The 16065-nt window shown below is 38.8% G+C and carries 23 protein-coding genes; 7 read left to right on the top strand and 16 right to left on the bottom strand.

Going from position 1 to position 16065, the window contains the following annotated elements; translation table 11 throughout:
• Positions 1–59: 59 nt before the first annotated feature.
• Together FFS26_RS13435 and FFS26_RS13430 are read left to right on the top strand one after the other, a co-directional pair.
• On the top strand, positions 60–704 hold the full coding sequence (locus FFS26_RS13435) for a sensor histidine kinase (RefSeq protein WP_171006311.1): 645 nt from the start codon (positions 60–62) through the stop codon (positions 702–704).
• A 9-nt stretch (positions 705–713) separates the two neighbouring features.
• Complete coding sequence (locus FFS26_RS13430; RefSeq protein WP_137905249.1) at positions 714–1394, top strand: response regulator transcription factor; 681 nt, start codon at positions 714–716, stop codon at positions 1392–1394.
• A gap of 66 nt (positions 1395–1460) precedes the next feature.
• On the opposite strand, the gene FFS26_RS13425 is transcribed toward FFS26_RS13430, so the two are convergent.
• From FFS26_RS13425 to FFS26_RS13375, 11 genes are all read right to left on the bottom strand, one after another.
• Positions 1461–1724, bottom strand: a complete 264-nt coding sequence (locus FFS26_RS13425; protein WP_034697228.1) for a RebB family R body protein — start codon at positions 1722–1724, stop codon at positions 1461–1463.
• A gap of 84 nt (positions 1725–1808) precedes the next feature.
• Entirely contained in the window at positions 1809–2066 is a 258-nt protein-coding gene (locus FFS26_RS13420) for a RebB family R body protein (protein ID WP_034697227.1), read from the bottom strand.
• An 85-nt stretch (positions 2067–2151) separates the two neighbouring features.
• Positions 2152–2409, bottom strand: coding sequence for a RebB family R body protein (locus FFS26_RS13415; protein WP_034697225.1), 258 nt, complete (start codon positions 2407–2409; stop codon positions 2152–2154).
• Positions 2410–2486: 77 nt separating this feature from the next.
• The gene (locus FFS26_RS13410; RefSeq protein WP_034697223.1) at positions 2487–2744 is read right to left on the bottom strand and encodes a RebB family R body protein; all 258 of its coding nucleotides are present in this window, start codon (positions 2742–2744) and stop codon (positions 2487–2489) included.
• Between the two features lie 77 nt (positions 2745–2821).
• A complete protein-coding gene (locus tag FFS26_RS13405; protein WP_110011409.1) occupies positions 2822–3079 on the bottom strand; it encodes a RebB family R body protein in 258 nt (85 codons plus the stop codon).
• A 464-nt stretch (positions 3080–3543) separates the two neighbouring features.
• Positions 3544–3771, bottom strand: a complete 228-nt coding sequence (locus FFS26_RS13400) for a RebB family R body protein (protein WP_137905248.1) — start codon at positions 3769–3771, stop codon at positions 3544–3546.
• 20 nt (positions 3772–3791) lie between these two features.
• Positions 3792–4172, bottom strand: a complete 381-nt coding sequence (locus FFS26_RS13395) for a hypothetical protein (RefSeq protein ID WP_110011406.1) — start codon at positions 4170–4172, stop codon at positions 3792–3794.
• A gap of 41 nt (positions 4173–4213) precedes the next feature.
• Positions 4214–5041 (bottom strand): hypothetical protein, encoded by an 828-nt coding sequence (locus FFS26_RS13390; protein ID WP_137905247.1) that lies wholly within the window; start codon positions 5039–5041, stop codon positions 4214–4216.
• The gene (locus FFS26_RS13385; protein WP_137905246.1) at positions 5038–5226 is read right to left on the bottom strand and encodes a hypothetical protein; all 189 of its coding nucleotides are present in this window, start codon (positions 5224–5226) and stop codon (positions 5038–5040) included. Before FFS26_RS13385 ends, FFS26_RS13390 begins: the two co-directional genes overlap by 4 nt.
• Positions 5227–5264: 38 nt before the next feature.
• Positions 5265–5780, bottom strand: coding sequence for a hypothetical protein (locus FFS26_RS13380; RefSeq protein ID WP_137905245.1), 516 nt, complete (start codon positions 5778–5780; stop codon positions 5265–5267).
• 17 nt (positions 5781–5797) lie between these two features.
• Positions 5798–6013 carry a RebB family R body protein gene (locus FFS26_RS13375; protein WP_034697211.1) on the bottom strand — a complete coding sequence of 72 codons (216 nt, stop codon included), beginning with the start codon at positions 6011–6013 and terminating at the stop codon, positions 5798–5800.
• A 358-nt stretch (positions 6014–6371) separates the two neighbouring features.
• On the opposite strand from FFS26_RS13375, the gene FFS26_RS13370 reads away from it, so the two are divergent.
• On the top strand, positions 6372–7451 hold the full coding sequence (locus FFS26_RS13370; RefSeq protein WP_137905244.1) for a hypothetical protein: 1080 nt from the start codon (positions 6372–6374) through the stop codon (positions 7449–7451).
• Between the two features lie 66 nt (positions 7452–7517).
• Here FFS26_RS13370 and FFS26_RS13365 read toward each other — a convergent pair whose 3' ends face one another.
• Positions 7518–8399: a CPBP family intramembrane glutamic endopeptidase gene (locus FFS26_RS13365; RefSeq protein WP_137905243.1), complete on the bottom strand. Its 882-nt coding sequence runs from the start codon at positions 8397–8399 to the stop codon at positions 7518–7520.
• Between the two features lie 172 nt (positions 8400–8571).
• Here FFS26_RS13365 and FFS26_RS13360 point away from each other — a divergent pair, with 172 nt between their 5' ends.
• The 3 genes from FFS26_RS13360 (at position 8572) to FFS26_RS13350 (ending at position 11260) form a co-directional block, all read left to right on the top strand.
• Positions 8572–9144 (top strand): helix-turn-helix domain-containing protein, encoded by a 573-nt coding sequence (locus FFS26_RS13360; RefSeq protein ID WP_137905242.1) that lies wholly within the window; start codon positions 8572–8574, stop codon positions 9142–9144.
• A gap of 88 nt (positions 9145–9232) precedes the next feature.
• Positions 9233–10720, top strand: a complete 1488-nt coding sequence (locus FFS26_RS13355) for a serine hydrolase (RefSeq protein WP_137905241.1) — start codon at positions 9233–9235, stop codon at positions 10718–10720.
• Between the two features lie 111 nt (positions 10721–10831).
• Positions 10832–11260, top strand: a complete 429-nt coding sequence (locus FFS26_RS13350; RefSeq protein ID WP_137905240.1) for a DUF3592 domain-containing protein — start codon at positions 10832–10834, stop codon at positions 11258–11260.
• Positions 11261–11301: 41 nt separating this feature from the next.
• Here the strand turns inward: FFS26_RS13350 and FFS26_RS13345 are convergent, their stop codons facing one another.
• The 3 genes from FFS26_RS13345 to FFS26_RS13335 are packed head-to-tail and all read right to left on the bottom strand — an operon-like array spanning position 11302 to position 13443.
• A complete protein-coding gene (locus FFS26_RS13345; RefSeq protein ID WP_137905239.1) occupies positions 11302–12198 on the bottom strand; it encodes a cyclase family protein in 897 nt (298 codons plus the stop codon).
• Positions 12199–12229: 31 nt separating this feature from the next.
• The gene (locus tag FFS26_RS13340; protein ID WP_137905238.1) at positions 12230–12838 is read right to left on the bottom strand and encodes a Crp/Fnr family transcriptional regulator; all 609 of its coding nucleotides are present in this window, start codon (positions 12836–12838) and stop codon (positions 12230–12232) included.
• A 59-nt stretch (positions 12839–12897) separates the two neighbouring features.
• Positions 12898–13443, bottom strand: coding sequence for a hypothetical protein (locus FFS26_RS13335; RefSeq protein WP_110011395.1), 546 nt, complete (start codon positions 13441–13443; stop codon positions 12898–12900).
• A gap of 227 nt (positions 13444–13670) precedes the next feature.
• Between FFS26_RS13335 and FFS26_RS13330 the strand changes: the two genes are divergently transcribed.
• Complete coding sequence (locus FFS26_RS13330) at positions 13671–14717, top strand: alpha/beta fold hydrolase (protein ID WP_137905237.1); 1047 nt, start codon at positions 13671–13673, stop codon at positions 14715–14717.
• 68 nt (positions 14718–14785) lie between these two features.
• On the opposite strand, the gene FFS26_RS13325 is transcribed toward FFS26_RS13330, so the two are convergent.
• Entirely contained in the window at positions 14786–15928 is a 1143-nt protein-coding gene (locus FFS26_RS13325; protein WP_137905236.1) for a 1-acyl-sn-glycerol-3-phosphate acyltransferase, read from the bottom strand.
• Positions 15929–16065: the final 137 nt, after the last annotated feature.

Here is a 16065-nt window from a genome sequence, read left to right as displayed (position 1 = left end):
TTGGTATTGGACTGTTTTTTTTAACAACATTATTCATTACATTATTGGTAATTAATTACTTGAAAAGTATAAAGAAAAATAAACAGAAAGTCTCAAAGCTGGTCCGGAACACCCAAAAAGAATATCGGGAAAATATGCTGCTGGTACAGGAACATGACAGAGAAAGGCTGGCAGAAGAACTTCATGATAATATTATCTCACAATTGAATCTTATCCGTTTGAATATCAATGATAAAAAACCGGAAGAACTGAATCATGATTTAAAAAAATCCATGCAGTTCATACGGGAATTATCTCATAATCTCACGCCGCCAGATCTTGATGAGGTGGACCTGGTAGATTTAATTGCAGATTATCTTGATCAGATCAATAAAAATATAGAGGTCGTTTTCAGTCATATGACGATCAGAACTCCGATCAGCAACCCTGTAAAACTAAATCTTTTCAGAATTGTTCAGGAACTGATCACCAATATTTTAAAACATGCTGAAGCTACCAGAGTAGATGTCTCACTGAGAATCTCTCTGAACTATTTAATATTAACCATAGAGGATAACGGCCGTGGGTTCGCTATTGAAAACCAGTCAGGAGGGATCGGGCTGAAGAATATTCAGTCCAGAGCTCAAAAAATTAAAGCCATCTATAAACTTAAAACCCAGCCTGAAAAAGGCACAAAATTCATTGCCTGTATGGCAATACAATAAAAAATAAACATGGAACACTCAAAAATTAAAATCGGAATTGTAGATGATGATCTGCTGTTTGTACAGCTTTTGAAAAATTATATTGAAAACAATGGAGATTATCAGGTTGTACTTACCTCAACGGGAGGATATCAGTTTCTTCAAGAAAAGGATTCTGTTTCTTTAGATATCTTGATTCTGGATCTGAGGATGGCCAACGGTGACGGTCTTGAAGTACTGGCCGAACTGGCCCAAAAAGAAAGTGAAACAAAAATTATTGTTCTTACCAGCTTCTACCGCCGCTCATTCATGGGGCAGATGCTGAAGCTTGGAGCTCATGCTTTTTTGCCTAAAGAAATTGAACTGGAAGAATTATTATCCGTTATGAAGGCGGTTTATCATACAGGGCATTACTTTTCCAATGATCAGATCGATGTGATGAGAACTCAGCTTTCCAATAAACTGCCGGGGTTTCACGCGTTCTCCAAAAATGAACTGACAGACAGGGAAATTGATGTTTTAAGACTGGTCTGCCAGCAGCTGAGTACCAAAGAAATTGCAGATTCTCTGTTTATTTCACCCAAAACAGTAGAAACCCACAAGACTAATCTCATGATTAAAACCGGCGTGAAAAATATGGCCGGACTTGTTATTTATGCCGTACAGAATAAGGTAATAGATCCGGATGAAATTATATTGTTCGATAAATAGTCTGATCCAAAAAGAATCAGGGAGCACTTCAAAGTACTCCCTGATCACAAGAAATCTAAAAAAACACTATAATTTAGGATGTAATATTTTAGCAATAGAAACTGCATCTGCCACAGTGTCCAGGCTGTAGATCTGGATAACGCCCTGTGTAGTGGCTGCCTGACCTAAGATGTTCTGCTGGTTTTGTGCATTCACTGCATTTTCAAACATAATTCCTGTAGAATGTGCTGCAGATTGATACACGTTGGCTAGTGCCATTGCAGGAGATTCTCCTACTACTTTTACGTTCGATTGCGTTACCGCGTCTGTGATTTGTTCGTTTACTGGCATAATGATTATTGTTTATTTGGGTTAAAAACAACCGGAATTCCCGGTTGTTCGGATAATGGTATTTAAGCTATTCGCAAAAACAAATTAAGGATTAAGGATTTTAGCGATTGAAACTGCATCTGCCACAGTATCCAGGCTGTAAATCTGAGCAATACCTTGTGTCGTTGCCGCCTGAGTAACAATGTTTTGCTGGTTCTGGGTATTCACTGCATTTTCAAAAAGAATTCCCGTAGAATGAGCTGCTGATTGGTATACGTTGGCCATCGCCATTGCAGGAGATTCTGCTACTACTTTTACGTTGGATTGCGTTACCGCGTCTGTGATTTGTTCGTTTACTGGCATAATGATTATTGTTTATTGAGGTTAAAAAACAACCGGAGTTTCCGGCTGTCCGGATAATTGATTATAATAGTTTCGTAAAAAGTGATTACGGAGTAAGGATTTTAGCAATAGAAACCGCATCGGCTATCGTATCCAGACTGTAAATTTGAGTGACTCCCTGTGTAGTGGCTGCCTGGGTAACAATATTCTGCTGGTTTTGAGTGTTGATTGCATTTTCAAACATGATTCCTGTAGAATGTGCTGCTGACTGATATACGTTACTTAGAGCCATTGCAGGAGATTCTGCTACTACTTTTACGTTGGATTGCGTTACTGCGTCTGTGATTTTTTCGTTTACTGGCATAATGATTATTGTTTATTTGGGTTAAAATTACCGGGTTTTCCGGCGGGTTAATTTATTTTGCGGTAGGCAAAATCTGATTAAGGTTTAAGAATTTTAGCAATAGAAAGCGCATCAGCGATGGTATCTTTGCTGTAGATTTGAGTTACACCCTGTGTAGTAGCTGCCTGGGTAACAATATTATGCTGATTTTGAGCGTTGGTCGCATTTTCAAACATAATTCCTGTAGAATGTGCAGCAGATTGATACACATTACTTAACGCCATTGCAGGAGATTCTGCCACTACTTTTACGTTGGATTGCGTTACTGCGTCTGTGATTTGTTCATTAACTGGCATAATGATGATGATTTATTAGGTTAAAAACAACCGGGCTTTCCGGCTGAGATGATTACTTTTATCAAAAAGTTTAAAAATTAAGGCTTAAGAATCTTAGCCATAGAAACTGCGTCTGCTACAGTGTCCAGGCTATAGATCTGCAGGATTCCCTGAGTGGTTGCCGCCTGACCTAAAATATTCTGCTGATTTTGCGTGTTTACCGCATTTTCAAACATGATTCCTGTAGAATGGGCTGCAGATTGATACACGTTGGCTAGTGCCATTGCAGGAGATTCTCCTACTACTTTTACGTTCGATTGTGTTACTGCGTCTGTGATTTGTTCATTAACTGGCATAATTGTAATTGTTTTTTTTGAGATCGGATCTCGGTTAATAAATTATTGAAGTAAACTAGTTTATATCTGGGGTTTTAAACTCACCACAGATCCTGCAGATCAATGCGTTTCAAAAACATTGGTATAGACAGGTTATGAATAAATTGGCTCTGAAGGGTGGCTCTGAATACAATGGCTGAAACCCCTATCTGTAAAATCTGCGCGAGTTTAAAGCATATTTTTTCTAAAAAGGATGCGGTCTTATTTTTAATATCTGTCTTAAAAATAAATTCCTGCTGCAGGTATACCGTCAATGCCGGATTCCTTTGGGCTAACGATGGATTCTGAATGATTGTTTTTGTACATTGACAGCATCTGAAAGGCGGTGCAAAAATAAATGTTGACCTGATTGTATATATGCTGAGGGCACCGGATTTCATCTTTGCAGAAGAATAAACCGCATCCGTAGTTGTGTGGAACAGGAATTAGAAACGCTGTTTTCTAAATGACTCCAATTCCTTTATTTTTATATTTTTGGGACTCATTTTTTTTAATCCCATCACATAATGGCTGATCCCGGTCATAGCATTCCGTTGCTGATTCAATGCAGAATTGATTTGCATCTGTCCTGTGGAATGTGCGCTTACCTGTGCGGAAATAGCCTGAGGTACTGCGGTAGACATTCCGGTAACGATTGTATCAATTTCGTTCATATTAATTCGTTTTGGTGGTTCTAAGGTTTGATATTACCTAATCTTGTATTCAGCTTATTCATCCGCTCCATTATTTTAAGTTCTTTCTCCTTTACCTTTGCTGTAGAGGCTTCCTGCAGCTTTTTCAGCTGTTCTTCATAATTCATGACAGGGGTTTCAGGTGGTGGAGCAGCAACAGGAGCAGGAGCTGCTTCATGCTGTTTTACAGCTTCTTCCAGTTTTTCCAGGAGAGGTGCAAGAGACTTCATGGTCTCTTTGACAGCTTTGTCCCTGATATAACTGATAATTTCATCTTCATGTCTTAAAACAAAAGGCATGATTTCTTTTTCCACCATCTCAGGTTCCGTTACAGGTACCGGAGGTTGGGGAGCAGGAGCTTTCTTGCGGATTCTTTTACGCATACTTATTGTTTTATACTACTGTAAAAAAAGAAAATGTCTTGTTACAGCAGATAGTTAATAAATGCAGACGCAGATTTCCAATCCCGGTTGAGGTCTTTAACAACGTTATAACCTGTAATTTCTAAAGCAATACATGCAGAAATAGCACTGGCAGTCAGCATTTCTTTTAACTGATGTGGAGGAAGGGTCAGGGTATAATCATCCGGAATAATCAGAGATTTACTGCCGGATGGAGCTTCATTTACTATGATACTCAGGATTTCCTGAAAATAATGGGCAATGAGCTTGGAGGCCTGAAATTCCAGTTCTCTTTTTAAGGCAACCATCTCATCCTGGGTAACCAGTTCGGAAATGGCACTTACATCCACATCATGCACGGAGTACTGAGCTTCACCCGTATTGGAAGGTGTGATCGTAATATCTGCTTTCAGTACACATTTTGATCTTTCCAGATTGATCGTGAGAAGTTTTGAATCATAATCAGGAACTGCAATTTCGTTCAGGGTCGTAAGAGGCAGGATTCTTACATTGCAGTAAAATACCTTTGGATCATCCAGCTTGACCATGATTACGGCAATTCCTGTTGATTTATCTTTAGGTTCCACTACAAAAGACTGAAAATGGTTGTACCTTTTGCCTCCTCTGCCGATGCAGTTAACCAGTCGTAAAGACGGCTGAATATTAATGTCCGATGTCTGAAGATTAAATACAAATCGTTCCGAATTGTGCTCCGTCTTTTTAGGTTCTGAACTTTTGGTGTCCAGATAACTGATTTCATTGATTTTAAGCAGATAAAGTCTTTCATTTAAATCATCTAAGCTTTCCAGATTTAAAATCTTGGCGGGTTTGGTTACTGAGGAATAATTCATCTTTTATTTATTTTAATTTTTTCAATGAGCTGGGCTATTATTGTTTTTTTCCTGGGATCACCTTCAGTTTCGACCGAAGGAATTACCGCTTCTTTGATCTCTGGTTTTACAAGTGGCTGGGTCAGTTTAACCGACTTTAATACTAATTTTCCCCCATGATCAGCCGTTATAAAGCTTCTTCTCATACTTTCTTTTTCTGAGGAGGTCTCTTCCGGAACCGGATCTACCCGTTTTTTTTTTCAGGATCTTCTGTCTCTGCAGAAACTTCCGTATAGGATGGGGGAGAAGGAAGTGCTTCTGAGACAGGAAGCGCGTTGACATTATAGATCGTATTGGAAATTTTTGCCTTTACCTCAGCATAATCACTTACCATTTTGAATAAGTCTTTCATCATTTCATTTCCTTTTCCTGCATCCTGGCCCTGAATATTTTCAGCCATTTGAACAGAGGTTTCTTTACTCCCCGGCGCCGGCCCGAAAGTGGTTCCATAGGTCAGTAGATTATTGGCCAGTCTGCTCAATGCAATAAGACCTACCTGCTCAAATCCTTTTAAAAAAGACTGTAAATCCTGAACCATCATTCCTGTAGACTGTTCTATCATTACTTTGGTTACTCCGGTCACTGGAGAAGCTTTAGGCGGAGCCAGTACCTCACTGTTCACAAATACTACAGCTTTCTCCGCCGGAGTGGTAGCATTGGCCGCCTGGGATTGTTGGGTTTCACTGTTGTTTTCACTCATGATGGTAAGGTTTTAAATTATCCTTTTAAAATTTTAATGGCATCTGCAACAATCGCAGGGTTGAGCTGGTTCAAGTTCTGCTGGTTTGTCACAGAATTCTGAATGGAAATTCCACTGGCATGGGTGGCCATCTGGTAAAGCATACTCATAGCCTGTGCTGGAGACTCACCAAGTACCGTAACGTTAGTCTGCGTTACTGCATCTGTAGTCTGGGTGTTTACTGTTTCTGCCATATTCTGGTTTTAATGGGTTACTATTTTTTTAACTAAATGTTGACTATGAGATTGTTGATCTCTTTTGTCTGATACAAATTTCAGTAATCAGAATAAATCTTCATTAAGGGAAAAAACGGAATTTTAAAAAATAAGGGAATTCTCTTATGAGTGAATTTTTAATCAAGAGTCTTTATTATAGTTCAGAGTTTATTTAGTTAAATAAACAAATACATCATCCGGGAATACGGGTAAACCCTGAATTTTTGAAAATAGGTTTTTCCCCTTTAGTAAGTCCCGATGTTTCCGCGGAAATTTGTGTTATTAATATTGGTGTAAACTCCAGAAATCAAATAAATAACCTTAAATAAAAACTATTATGAGCATTATAGAAAAATACAACAATTTGTTTTTCAGTGCAAAAGGAACAAATGAAAAAGCCAGGATAGGAGTCAGGCTGAAAAACGGACAGATAAAAATAATGACTGTGAAAGAAGTTTTCAATACCTATTTCATCGGAAACAGGGAAAGCGAAAGAAAGATGCTGGAAACCCTGGAACTGATGGGAGGAGATATAAAAGATATCATTCTGGTACTTGATATTTATAATGCAGATTATCTATCTGAAGGAGACTATAAATTCAACCATGATCAATGGGAAAGTGACAAATATGAAAAGGAAAGAAAGGAAAAGTACGGGGATGTCAGTGAAAAGGAGAGATATGAAGTTAATATCATTATGAATTCCAAGGTCATTACAGCTTCCGTATATCGGGATATGCAGCAATTGTTTTTTATCAAAAAATTTCATGAAAGAAGATGGGATAGCGGAAGTAAAAGTAAAGAATTTATGAACCAAAGACTTGGTTTATTGAGAAATGGAACAGAAGGCAGTCCTGATCTCCAGACGATGACATTCTACAGAACAATGGGAGAAACAGAGTTTAAAGGAATAAGTGAATGGGCAGAAAAATATAGGGCAGAGGGCGGAAATATAAAAACTGATCTTACTTTCAATCATGAAATAATGAATACAAAAGTATTTGCCAACAATAATATACCAAATGAGATACCCGTTCGTCATCATTTGGGCGGATACAGCCAGGCCAGATGGTATGCGAGACCTGACAGGCATCAGTTTAAATTTCTCGTACAGTTTGTATTGAATAAGAACGCTAAAGGATTCTTAGGAAATCCGGAGCAGTTAGTTTTACAAAGAACATCAAAGAATACTAATTCAGCGGTAGCAAAAATTAAATCATGGTTTGAAGACAACGAAATATTGGTTGAAGAAATAAGTAATAGTGAAGGACAAAAAGCAGGTAGAATAGGTCTTAAAAATGAAGATAAAGAAGGGGAAGGATTAAGTATTTCGTTAGGTGAGAGCAGAGATACTCAGGAAATATTTCAAAGTTTGCTCAGCAGAATCCGCCTTATTGAAGTAATTAATCCGGAATAGATTTTTCAGAATTAATATATTAAAAGACAGCCCTTTCAATAAAAGGCTGTCTTTTTAATAAACATATTATGCTGAAAATGGATGATCTTCATCGAGTTCTTTTCTCTTCCTCCAGAAGAAATAAGCAACCACAGCTGTAGCAATGGGCAGGGCAATACCAAACTCATCAATATAATAGTTGGTGTTTCCTGTATCTACAGTAAGAGGTGTAAAAATAGACTGTATAAAAAGGTTGTGACTGGCATGTAAAATAACACCTGTCCATAAACTTCCGGATTTCAATCTTAACCATGTAAAGATGAAACAAGCGGCAAATATCATTACCGTAAAACAAGTAAGAGCCAGCCATTTGGGGCCGCCTGTATTATAATTGGAGAAAAGCAGAAGAGGATAATGATAGATCGACCATATCACACCCATCCAGAGAGAAGTAGCAGTATAGGAATTGATCTTGGCCAATTGAGGCGTCAGAAGACCACGCCAGCCTATCTCTTCTCCCAGTGCAGAGCCTACCGAACGTACCATACCAAAACTGCTCATCAGAATAATATACAGGATGATCGTGAGACCATCTGGAAGATTCCAGCCCATTCCTTTGCCAATTTCCGCTACAAACTCATGATTATAAAAGCCGCCGGCACCACTGATCCAGATGATGAGGTAAGGTACCAAACTATAAAGAACGGGAATACAATAGGCCATTATCTGGTACTTTGTCGGTTCCCACTTCCATCCCAGAGAAGAAATGGGGATATTCCGGATACGGCAGGTAAGAAATGCAGCAATAGCGGGACACCACATGACAATGGTTGCATAAGAGATTATTCCGCCGCCAAGTTTTCCGGTGCTGATACACATATAATAAACAGGAAGACAGAAAAGCAGGGTAAGAATGAGATAAGTGGCAATATTCTTCCTGATTTCGGATTTGGATAGTGTATTTTCCATAAACTGATCTGGTGTTAAAGTTTATAAATGACTGAAAAATAGAAAGTTATTTTTAAATAAAAATACACTTATTTTTTATATGAATAATAATTTAAACATCAGCGGATGTAAGAAAAGATTTTAATAATGAAAACAGTAAATTAGCTAAAATATTTTCCGAATACCCTCAACAATGTCCAAGCTAAAAGCCATAAGAGAACAAAAGAGCCTGACCCAGGAAGAGCTGTCAGAACAATCAAAAATTTCTGTGAGAACCATTCAACGTATAGAATCGGGAACAGAACCCAAAGGACATACCCTCAGAGCACTGGCACAGGCTTTAGGAATAGAAGAGATTGAATTGCAGCAGGATCAACCACAAATAATTTCAGAAACAGATGAGGTTGAAATTGAAGTAAAAGAAGAGGAAGCTCCAATCAATTATTCATACATTAAAATCATTAACCTTTCCTCGTTAATGTTTACCCTTTTACCGCCACTGAATATTTTTGTGCCGCTTATTCTCATGCATAGTATGAAGCAGAGAAACAGTCTGGCCAGACAGATTATTTCCGTTCAGATGATCTGGACAGTGATGGCACCTATTACCTTTATGCTCGGCATCTTTTTAAAGTTCGGAAAACAGTTTACCCTGATCCTGATGATCCTGATTGTTCTCTCCAATGTATTTATTATCCTTCGGAATGCAGCCGAGATAGATAAGAATAAAAAACTCTATTTCAGGCTGAAATTCAGTATGATATAAAACCTGTCAGGACTTTGTCGGGTTTTTGTCGGGTTCTTTTTTACCCAAAAAAGAAAATGAAGTAGAATCTTTGTCAAAAAAAATAACAATGACAAAGTCTTCAAAATTCATCCTTCCTTTTTTTATGCTGTTGATGAATATCACGCAGGCACAAACAGAAAAAACAGATCCTCTGTATAAAACCATTATGTCGAAAGACAGCCTGTTTTTTTCTGTGGGCTACAATACCTGCAACATTAAACTGATGGAAAACCTGTTAAGCGAAAAGTTTGAATTTTATCACGATAAAGGCGGCTTTGAGGACAGGGAAAAATTTATCATTGATTTTAAAAACGGATTATGCAAATCCCCGGAGACCTATCAGATAAAAAGAGTGCTTATTAATAAAAGCACAGAAATCTATCCCATGTATAAAGACGGAAAGATCTACGCTGCCATTCAGAATGGAGACCACCTTTTTTATGAGAAGATAGTAAATCATGCTGAAAAACTGGTTGGGGAAGCAAAATTTACCCATTTATGGATACTGGAAAATGGTGAGTGGAAGCTTAAAAATTCATTGAGTTTTAATCATCATCCGAAGCAGACTACTGATAGTGAAACGATGTTTGATAACGATCAGTCCATGCAAAGCTGGCTGAAAGAAAATAATATTCCTGCCCTGGGATTAGGAATTATAGAAGGAGGAAAGTTGCAGCAGGTGAAAGTTTTCGGTGAGATCAGGAAAGGGATTGCAGCACCTGATAATGCCTTGTTTAATGTCGCATCACTTACAAAATCTGTTACGGCAATGGTTGTATTACGATTGGTAAGTCTTGGGAAATGGAAGCTTGATGAACCTCTTGATGCCTATTGGACAGATCCAGATATTGCCAACGATTCAAGGCATAAAAAATTAACCACCAGAATGATCCTGAGCCACCAGACAGGTTTTCCGAACTGGAGATGGATGAATGCAGATAAGAAACTGAACTTTCAGTTTGATCCCGGCACCAGATACCAATACTCAGGAGAAGGTTTTGAATACCTTCGGAAAGCACTGGAAAAAAAGCTTGGAAAATCACTGGATCAGCTGGCAAAAGAACTTGTTTTTCAGCCATTCGGGATGAATGATACCCATTATATCTGGGATCAGAATACCGACGAATCAAGATTGGCTATAGGATATGATAAAGATGGTAAACCTTATCCAACCGAAAAAAACAAAACGGCCAATGCGGCTGATGATCTTTATACTACGGTTGAAGATTACGGCAACTTTATGGTCAGTGTCATGAATAAGAAAAATCTGAAACCGGATGTTTTTCAGGAAATGATCAAAAAACAGGTCAAAGTAAAAGATCAAAAATATTTTGGATTGGGGTTCGAGATATACGACCTTGGAAACGGTGATTATGCCTTATCCCACGGCGGAGCTGATCAGGGAACACAATGTATTGCCATCATCATACCCGGCTCAGGGAAGGGAATTATAATTTTTACCAATATTGATGACGGTTATAAAGTATATGAGAAGTTGGTTCTTCATTATCTGGGTAAGGATGGAAAGAAAATTGTAGATATTGAAACCAGATAACAGATTGTTTTTTAAGGGTTAAATAATGATGTGATAAATCTTTGTATCTTCGGGATATCAATCTGAAAACAAGAAAGATAATCAAAAGATTTGTTTTCAGGATGCAATACGATGAACAGAAAAAAAACGAAAGCTATGTGGCAATATTATATCATCCTTGCAGCAGGAATCATTCTGTTTGCAGCAGCATTAATGAGCTTTAAAAATACTCTTTCATTCTTAAAAAAAGCAGAAAAGGCAACGGCAACCGTTACCTCATTAAGGGAATATGAATCAGAGGGAACCGTATTCAGTCCGGTCTTTACCTTCCGGTCCCAAAATAATATGGAACATACTTTTGAACTGGCGGAAGGAACCAATCCCTCGGCCTGGGCCATTGGAGAAACAGAGACTGTGATCTACGATCCTGAGGATCCTTCCTCAGTAGGTTTATATACCTATTTCAGAATTTTTGCCTGGCCTTTAATCCTGATTTCAATAGCACTGCCACTACTGGTGGTGGGAAGCGGGTATTTTATTGCTGAGCAGTTTCTAAAATAACTTTCATCGTCAATTGCCTGAGTTGTTTTCAAGTAAGCTCTTTATAAGTTTTGTTGTACTGAAGCAAAAGCCCTTACCGGAAAAGTTCCGGCTCCCTTGAATTTTGGAGGGGCAGCCGTAAAGGTAAAACCTTCATCAGGAAGCTGTTCCAAACGACAAAGATGCTCCGCAATTACTATTTCAGCGCCCAGAAGAATGGTGTGTACGGGACGGTTTTTGCCTGTTGTGTCATCAATATTATGAGAGTCAATCCCTACAAGTTTTACCTGGCAGTCTTTAAGATATTCTGCCGCGCTTTGCGTAAGGTAAGGATGATTTTCGTAATACGTCTCCGTATTCCAATGGCTATCCCATCCCGTATGGATAAGTACCGCTTTATTTCTGATTTCCCGGTTTCTGAGATGCAGGTCTGTAATTTCCAATGTTTCCGTATAAGGAATCCGGATTACTACCGCCTCTAATTCAGCCAGTTTTTCCAGTTCCATCTCAGCGGTATCCTTTCCGTTTTCAAACCTGTGGAAAGGACAGTCGATATAAGTTCCTGTATTCGTAACCATTTCAATCTTACCAATTTGAAACGAAGTTCCTTCCTCATACAATTTCTGAGATTCCGTTCTGCTCAGATAATCACAGATGTGAGGAGCGGGAAGCCCTTTATAAGTAATAAGTCCTTCCTCAATGGTATGGCTCAGATCGATCAGCCGTTCCACAGGAGGTTTTTGTTGTACAGTCTTTCTTTTATGGGGTTCGTTAATGATCTGCTTATTCAGGATATTGACTTTACCAGCCATAAGAAGCCGGAGATCATCAATAATATAATCAATCAGTTCCTGGTCTGTAATATGATCTCCTGCAATGTCAAGTCTGAATTCTTCCCCTTTAAGGCTTCCCCCATTGGTAAAATACACTTCAAAATCAAATTGTACTCTTTTGTCCATTATTAAAATATTTAGACAAAAGTGAAGAAAATCAGATTCTGTTTACTTGACTTAAATCAATTTGCTTTATTTTTTTACTTCGGATCCTGCTTAAGGTTTCAGGACTCATCCCCAGATAAGAAGCAATATGGAAAAGAGGAATTCTGGTTTCAGAATGCGGAAACTGTTCAAGAAAATAAAGATACCGTTCATAAGAATCCTGAAGCAGGAAAGAGCTTTCACGGCGGCATTTTTTAATAAACTCTTTCGTGAGGATCTGATTCATGAACTGATGCCATTTCGGATCTTTTAAAAGATTGTCTGTCAATATTTTGGGAAGAACAATAATTTCTGAAGCTTCCAGACATTGAAAATTAAGAGATGTTTTTTCGCCGGTCAGATAGCTTGTCAGTGCTGTAAAAAAATCATGCTCAAAGAAAAATTCGGTATTGATCTCCCGGTGGTCTTTCACATAAAAGCTTCTGACAACGCCTTTTTGGAGAAAAAGAAGACTGTCAGCCTTTGAGTTTTCCCGTATGACATAACTGTTGCTTTCCAAATGCTGTATTTTTGCTTCAGCCAGGAGTATTTCTTTTTCCTCACCGGTAAGATCAAACAAAGGATATATTGCTGTTTCGAAGAAAGGAGTAAGATCATGCATCGTTTTGAAGGTTTAAACAGTGAACAGAAACTGCAGCTGCAAAAATGCAGCCCTTAGTTCTATTTTACTTTTTCAAGAAGATATAACTTACCACCGGAAAATCCCAGTTTAGGCATCAGATTGCCTTCCAGAACCATTGTTTTATTGGTTACATCGATAACGGAAATATAATTACTGGAATTGTATTCGATATAATTCTCCTTTTCCTTCGTTGAAGGATTTTTTCCGAATTCCATTGAATATTTTACCCAATCTTCATCCTGTGTGCTGCAATGCACGGGCTTGAATTTGGATTTCTTAGCCTTGAAAACAATCTGATCAAAACCTTCCGTACATTCCGAAGTAAATGATCCGTCAGGATTCTGATCTTTTGAAAAATCTTCAAAAGAACCACGGTAAACGCCCACTACTTTCCAGGTACCATCCAGACGGTCTTCATCAATTTTCCCCTTTGCTTTGCTCACTGCCCAGCTGATTCCGTTAACGGTTCCCTTTACCGCTTTGTAACTTAAATTTACCGCTCCGGAAACCACTTTAGTAGCTGTTCTTACCACACATGAATGGAGAACGAATACAGCCGAAGCCAGCAATAGGAATTTCTTCATTTTGTCAATTTTTTCAGATACGAAGATAGTGCTTTTAGAAAAAAATTATGGTGATGAATAATGTTTTTGTCCATTAACATCATAATATATAGCGCTGTTGTTTTTTCTCGTGTCCGGTTTACCGCCCGAAATTCAGGACTCACCGTTTAATATGACCTTGTTAACGTATTTTCACTTACTTCCGGCTTGGCTTTACCATAATTTTACCATCACAAAACATCACTATTATGAATACTACATTGAACTTCAGTAAAAAAATACAATCCGTTTTGTCCCTGATTATTTTTATGGGAGCAGGATTACTGTCTTTACATGCACAGACGTATACCACGGGTGAAAAAGATCTGGAAACATCCGTTACCTCCGCATTTCAGAATACAAAGAACATCAGAGCCGGGTTGTTGAACGTTGGATATGCAGAAGTAGGTCCGGCCAATGGAAAACCGGTTATCCTTCTTCATGGATGGCCCTATGATATCCATAGTTTTGAAGAGTCCTCCGCTATACTTGCTGAAAAAGGATACCGTGTCTTAGTCCCTTATTTAAGAGGCTATGGAACCACTACCTTTATCTCACCGGATACAAAACGCAACGGTCAGCAGAGTGCTGTTGCATTGGATATCATTGCTTTTATGGATGCTCTGAAAATCGATAAGGCTATCGTTGGCGGTTTCGACTGGGGAGCCAGAACTGCAGATATCATGGCTGCCCTGTGGCCTGAACGATGCACCGGACTGGTAGCGGTAAGTGGCTATTTAATTGGAAGTCCCAAGGCCAATGAAAAACCTTTGCCTCCGAACGCTGAGCTGTTATGGTGGTATCAGTATTATTTTTCAACGGAAAGAGGATATAAGGGGTATAAAGCCAATACTTTAACCTTTAATAAACTGATCTGGAAAACGGCTTCACCAAAATGGGTTTTTGATGACCAGACCTACGAGCGTTCTGCCAAAGCATTCGACAATCCTGATCATGTAGATATCGTGATCCACAATTACCGCTGGCGTCTGGGATTAGCAAAAGGAGAAAAACAATATGATGCACTTGAAGCCAGGCTGGCAAAATCTCCATCTATTACAGTTCCAACGGTTACTCTGGAAGGTGATGCCAACGGAGCTGCATTTCCCGCACCGGAAAGTTATGCTTCAAAATATACAGGTAAATATGCACATCATACCTTAACGGGCGGAATTGGACATAATTTACCGCAGGAAGCTCCAAAAGCATTTGCAGATGCAATTATGGAAGTAGACTCTATGTCGCAAACCAGATAAAAATCTGATAGGATAAAACAAAAACCACTGCTCAATACAGTGGTTTTTTATCTTTATTTTATCCTCAACTAGTTTTCAGATTCTTCTTCAAGCTTCAGTTTATTTACCAAAGGATTGGCATACATCGCTAAGAAATACTCTCTGGAAACAGGATCTGAAGGATCAATACGCATTTCAAGCCTGCGGACAAATAACTGTTTTTCCTGCTCCGTATATTCGGAAGCGTAAGTATTGGTGTTGTGAAGCAGATCATAGGCAATGTACTTGGTTGGCCAAAGCTTATAATTACTGATGATAGAACGGTCGATTACCTGTGCAATGGCCTGCAGCTGTTTGTTTTTGTTGTCAATGGTCGCTGCAATTTCATCCAGTTCTTTATCCAGAACATCACCTGCATGAAGGTGAATGCGTTTCTTTTGGCCCAGAATTCCGCTGATGATATTGGTGAAATCTTCATTTTTCCCTTTAATGTATTCCTCATCCCTGTGCTGTGCAAGCAGCTGAGGCATTTTTAACGAATCTGTAGGATCATACTCGTAGGAGATAGAGATAGGAACAATCTTTAAGGATTTAAAATACTCTGTCAGTGGCTGATCTCCGGCTGCCATGGCAAGCATTTTCAAAACACCCTGCTGGGTAGAATCGTTACCATTTTTGGTACGGCCTTCACGCTGGGCAATCCATACAGAACGGTTTTCCTGAAGGAGCAGCTCTTTAATATACTCAGACATCGTCTGTGAACTTGTCAACTGTTCACGAAGCGGTAGACCTCTTTGTACCAGAAAGTTACGGTTCAACTTGGCCAGTACATTTAAGAAATTCTTACGCACAAGATTATCTCCGATGGCAGAAGCCGTCATTACATAACCGCCTTCCAGCAATACCAGATTAAGCAGTGAAGTATCCAGAACGATATCCCTGTGGTTTGAGATGAAAAGGTAAGAAGTGCTTTTATCCAGCTTATCAAAGCCAGAAGTCGTTAAACCGTCAGAACTTTTTGCAAGGATCTGGCGAACGGCAAAGGCAACAAACTGATGCTGAAAGTCACTGATGGAATGAACATTCTTAAACTGTTCCAGCCAAACCTGCTCATCCGTATCAGGAAAAGTAAAATTCATAAAGGCTTTCATCATGGGATCACGGGCGATGCTCTGTAATCTCTCATTCACTTCCTGATCATTGAAATACCGGATTTCATCAAACTTAGACATGCGGTTGGGTAAAAATTAAAACTTTTTGCAAAAGAACGAAAATTTATCGGGGGAGAGGGTATAAAGGGTGTTAAAGTATTATGAGGGGCGTAGGAGTTTGGAATGGATAAAGAAATAAAAATCAGTGATAAAAATAT

The organism is Chryseobacterium sp. 2VB (assembly GCF_005503635.1).
Taxonomy (GTDB): domain Bacteria; phylum Bacteroidota; class Bacteroidia; order Flavobacteriales; family Weeksellaceae; genus Chryseobacterium; species Chryseobacterium cupriresistens.
The sequence above is the reverse complement of the archived record's forward strand: the minus strand, read 5'-3'. Positions and strand labels throughout refer to the sequence as shown.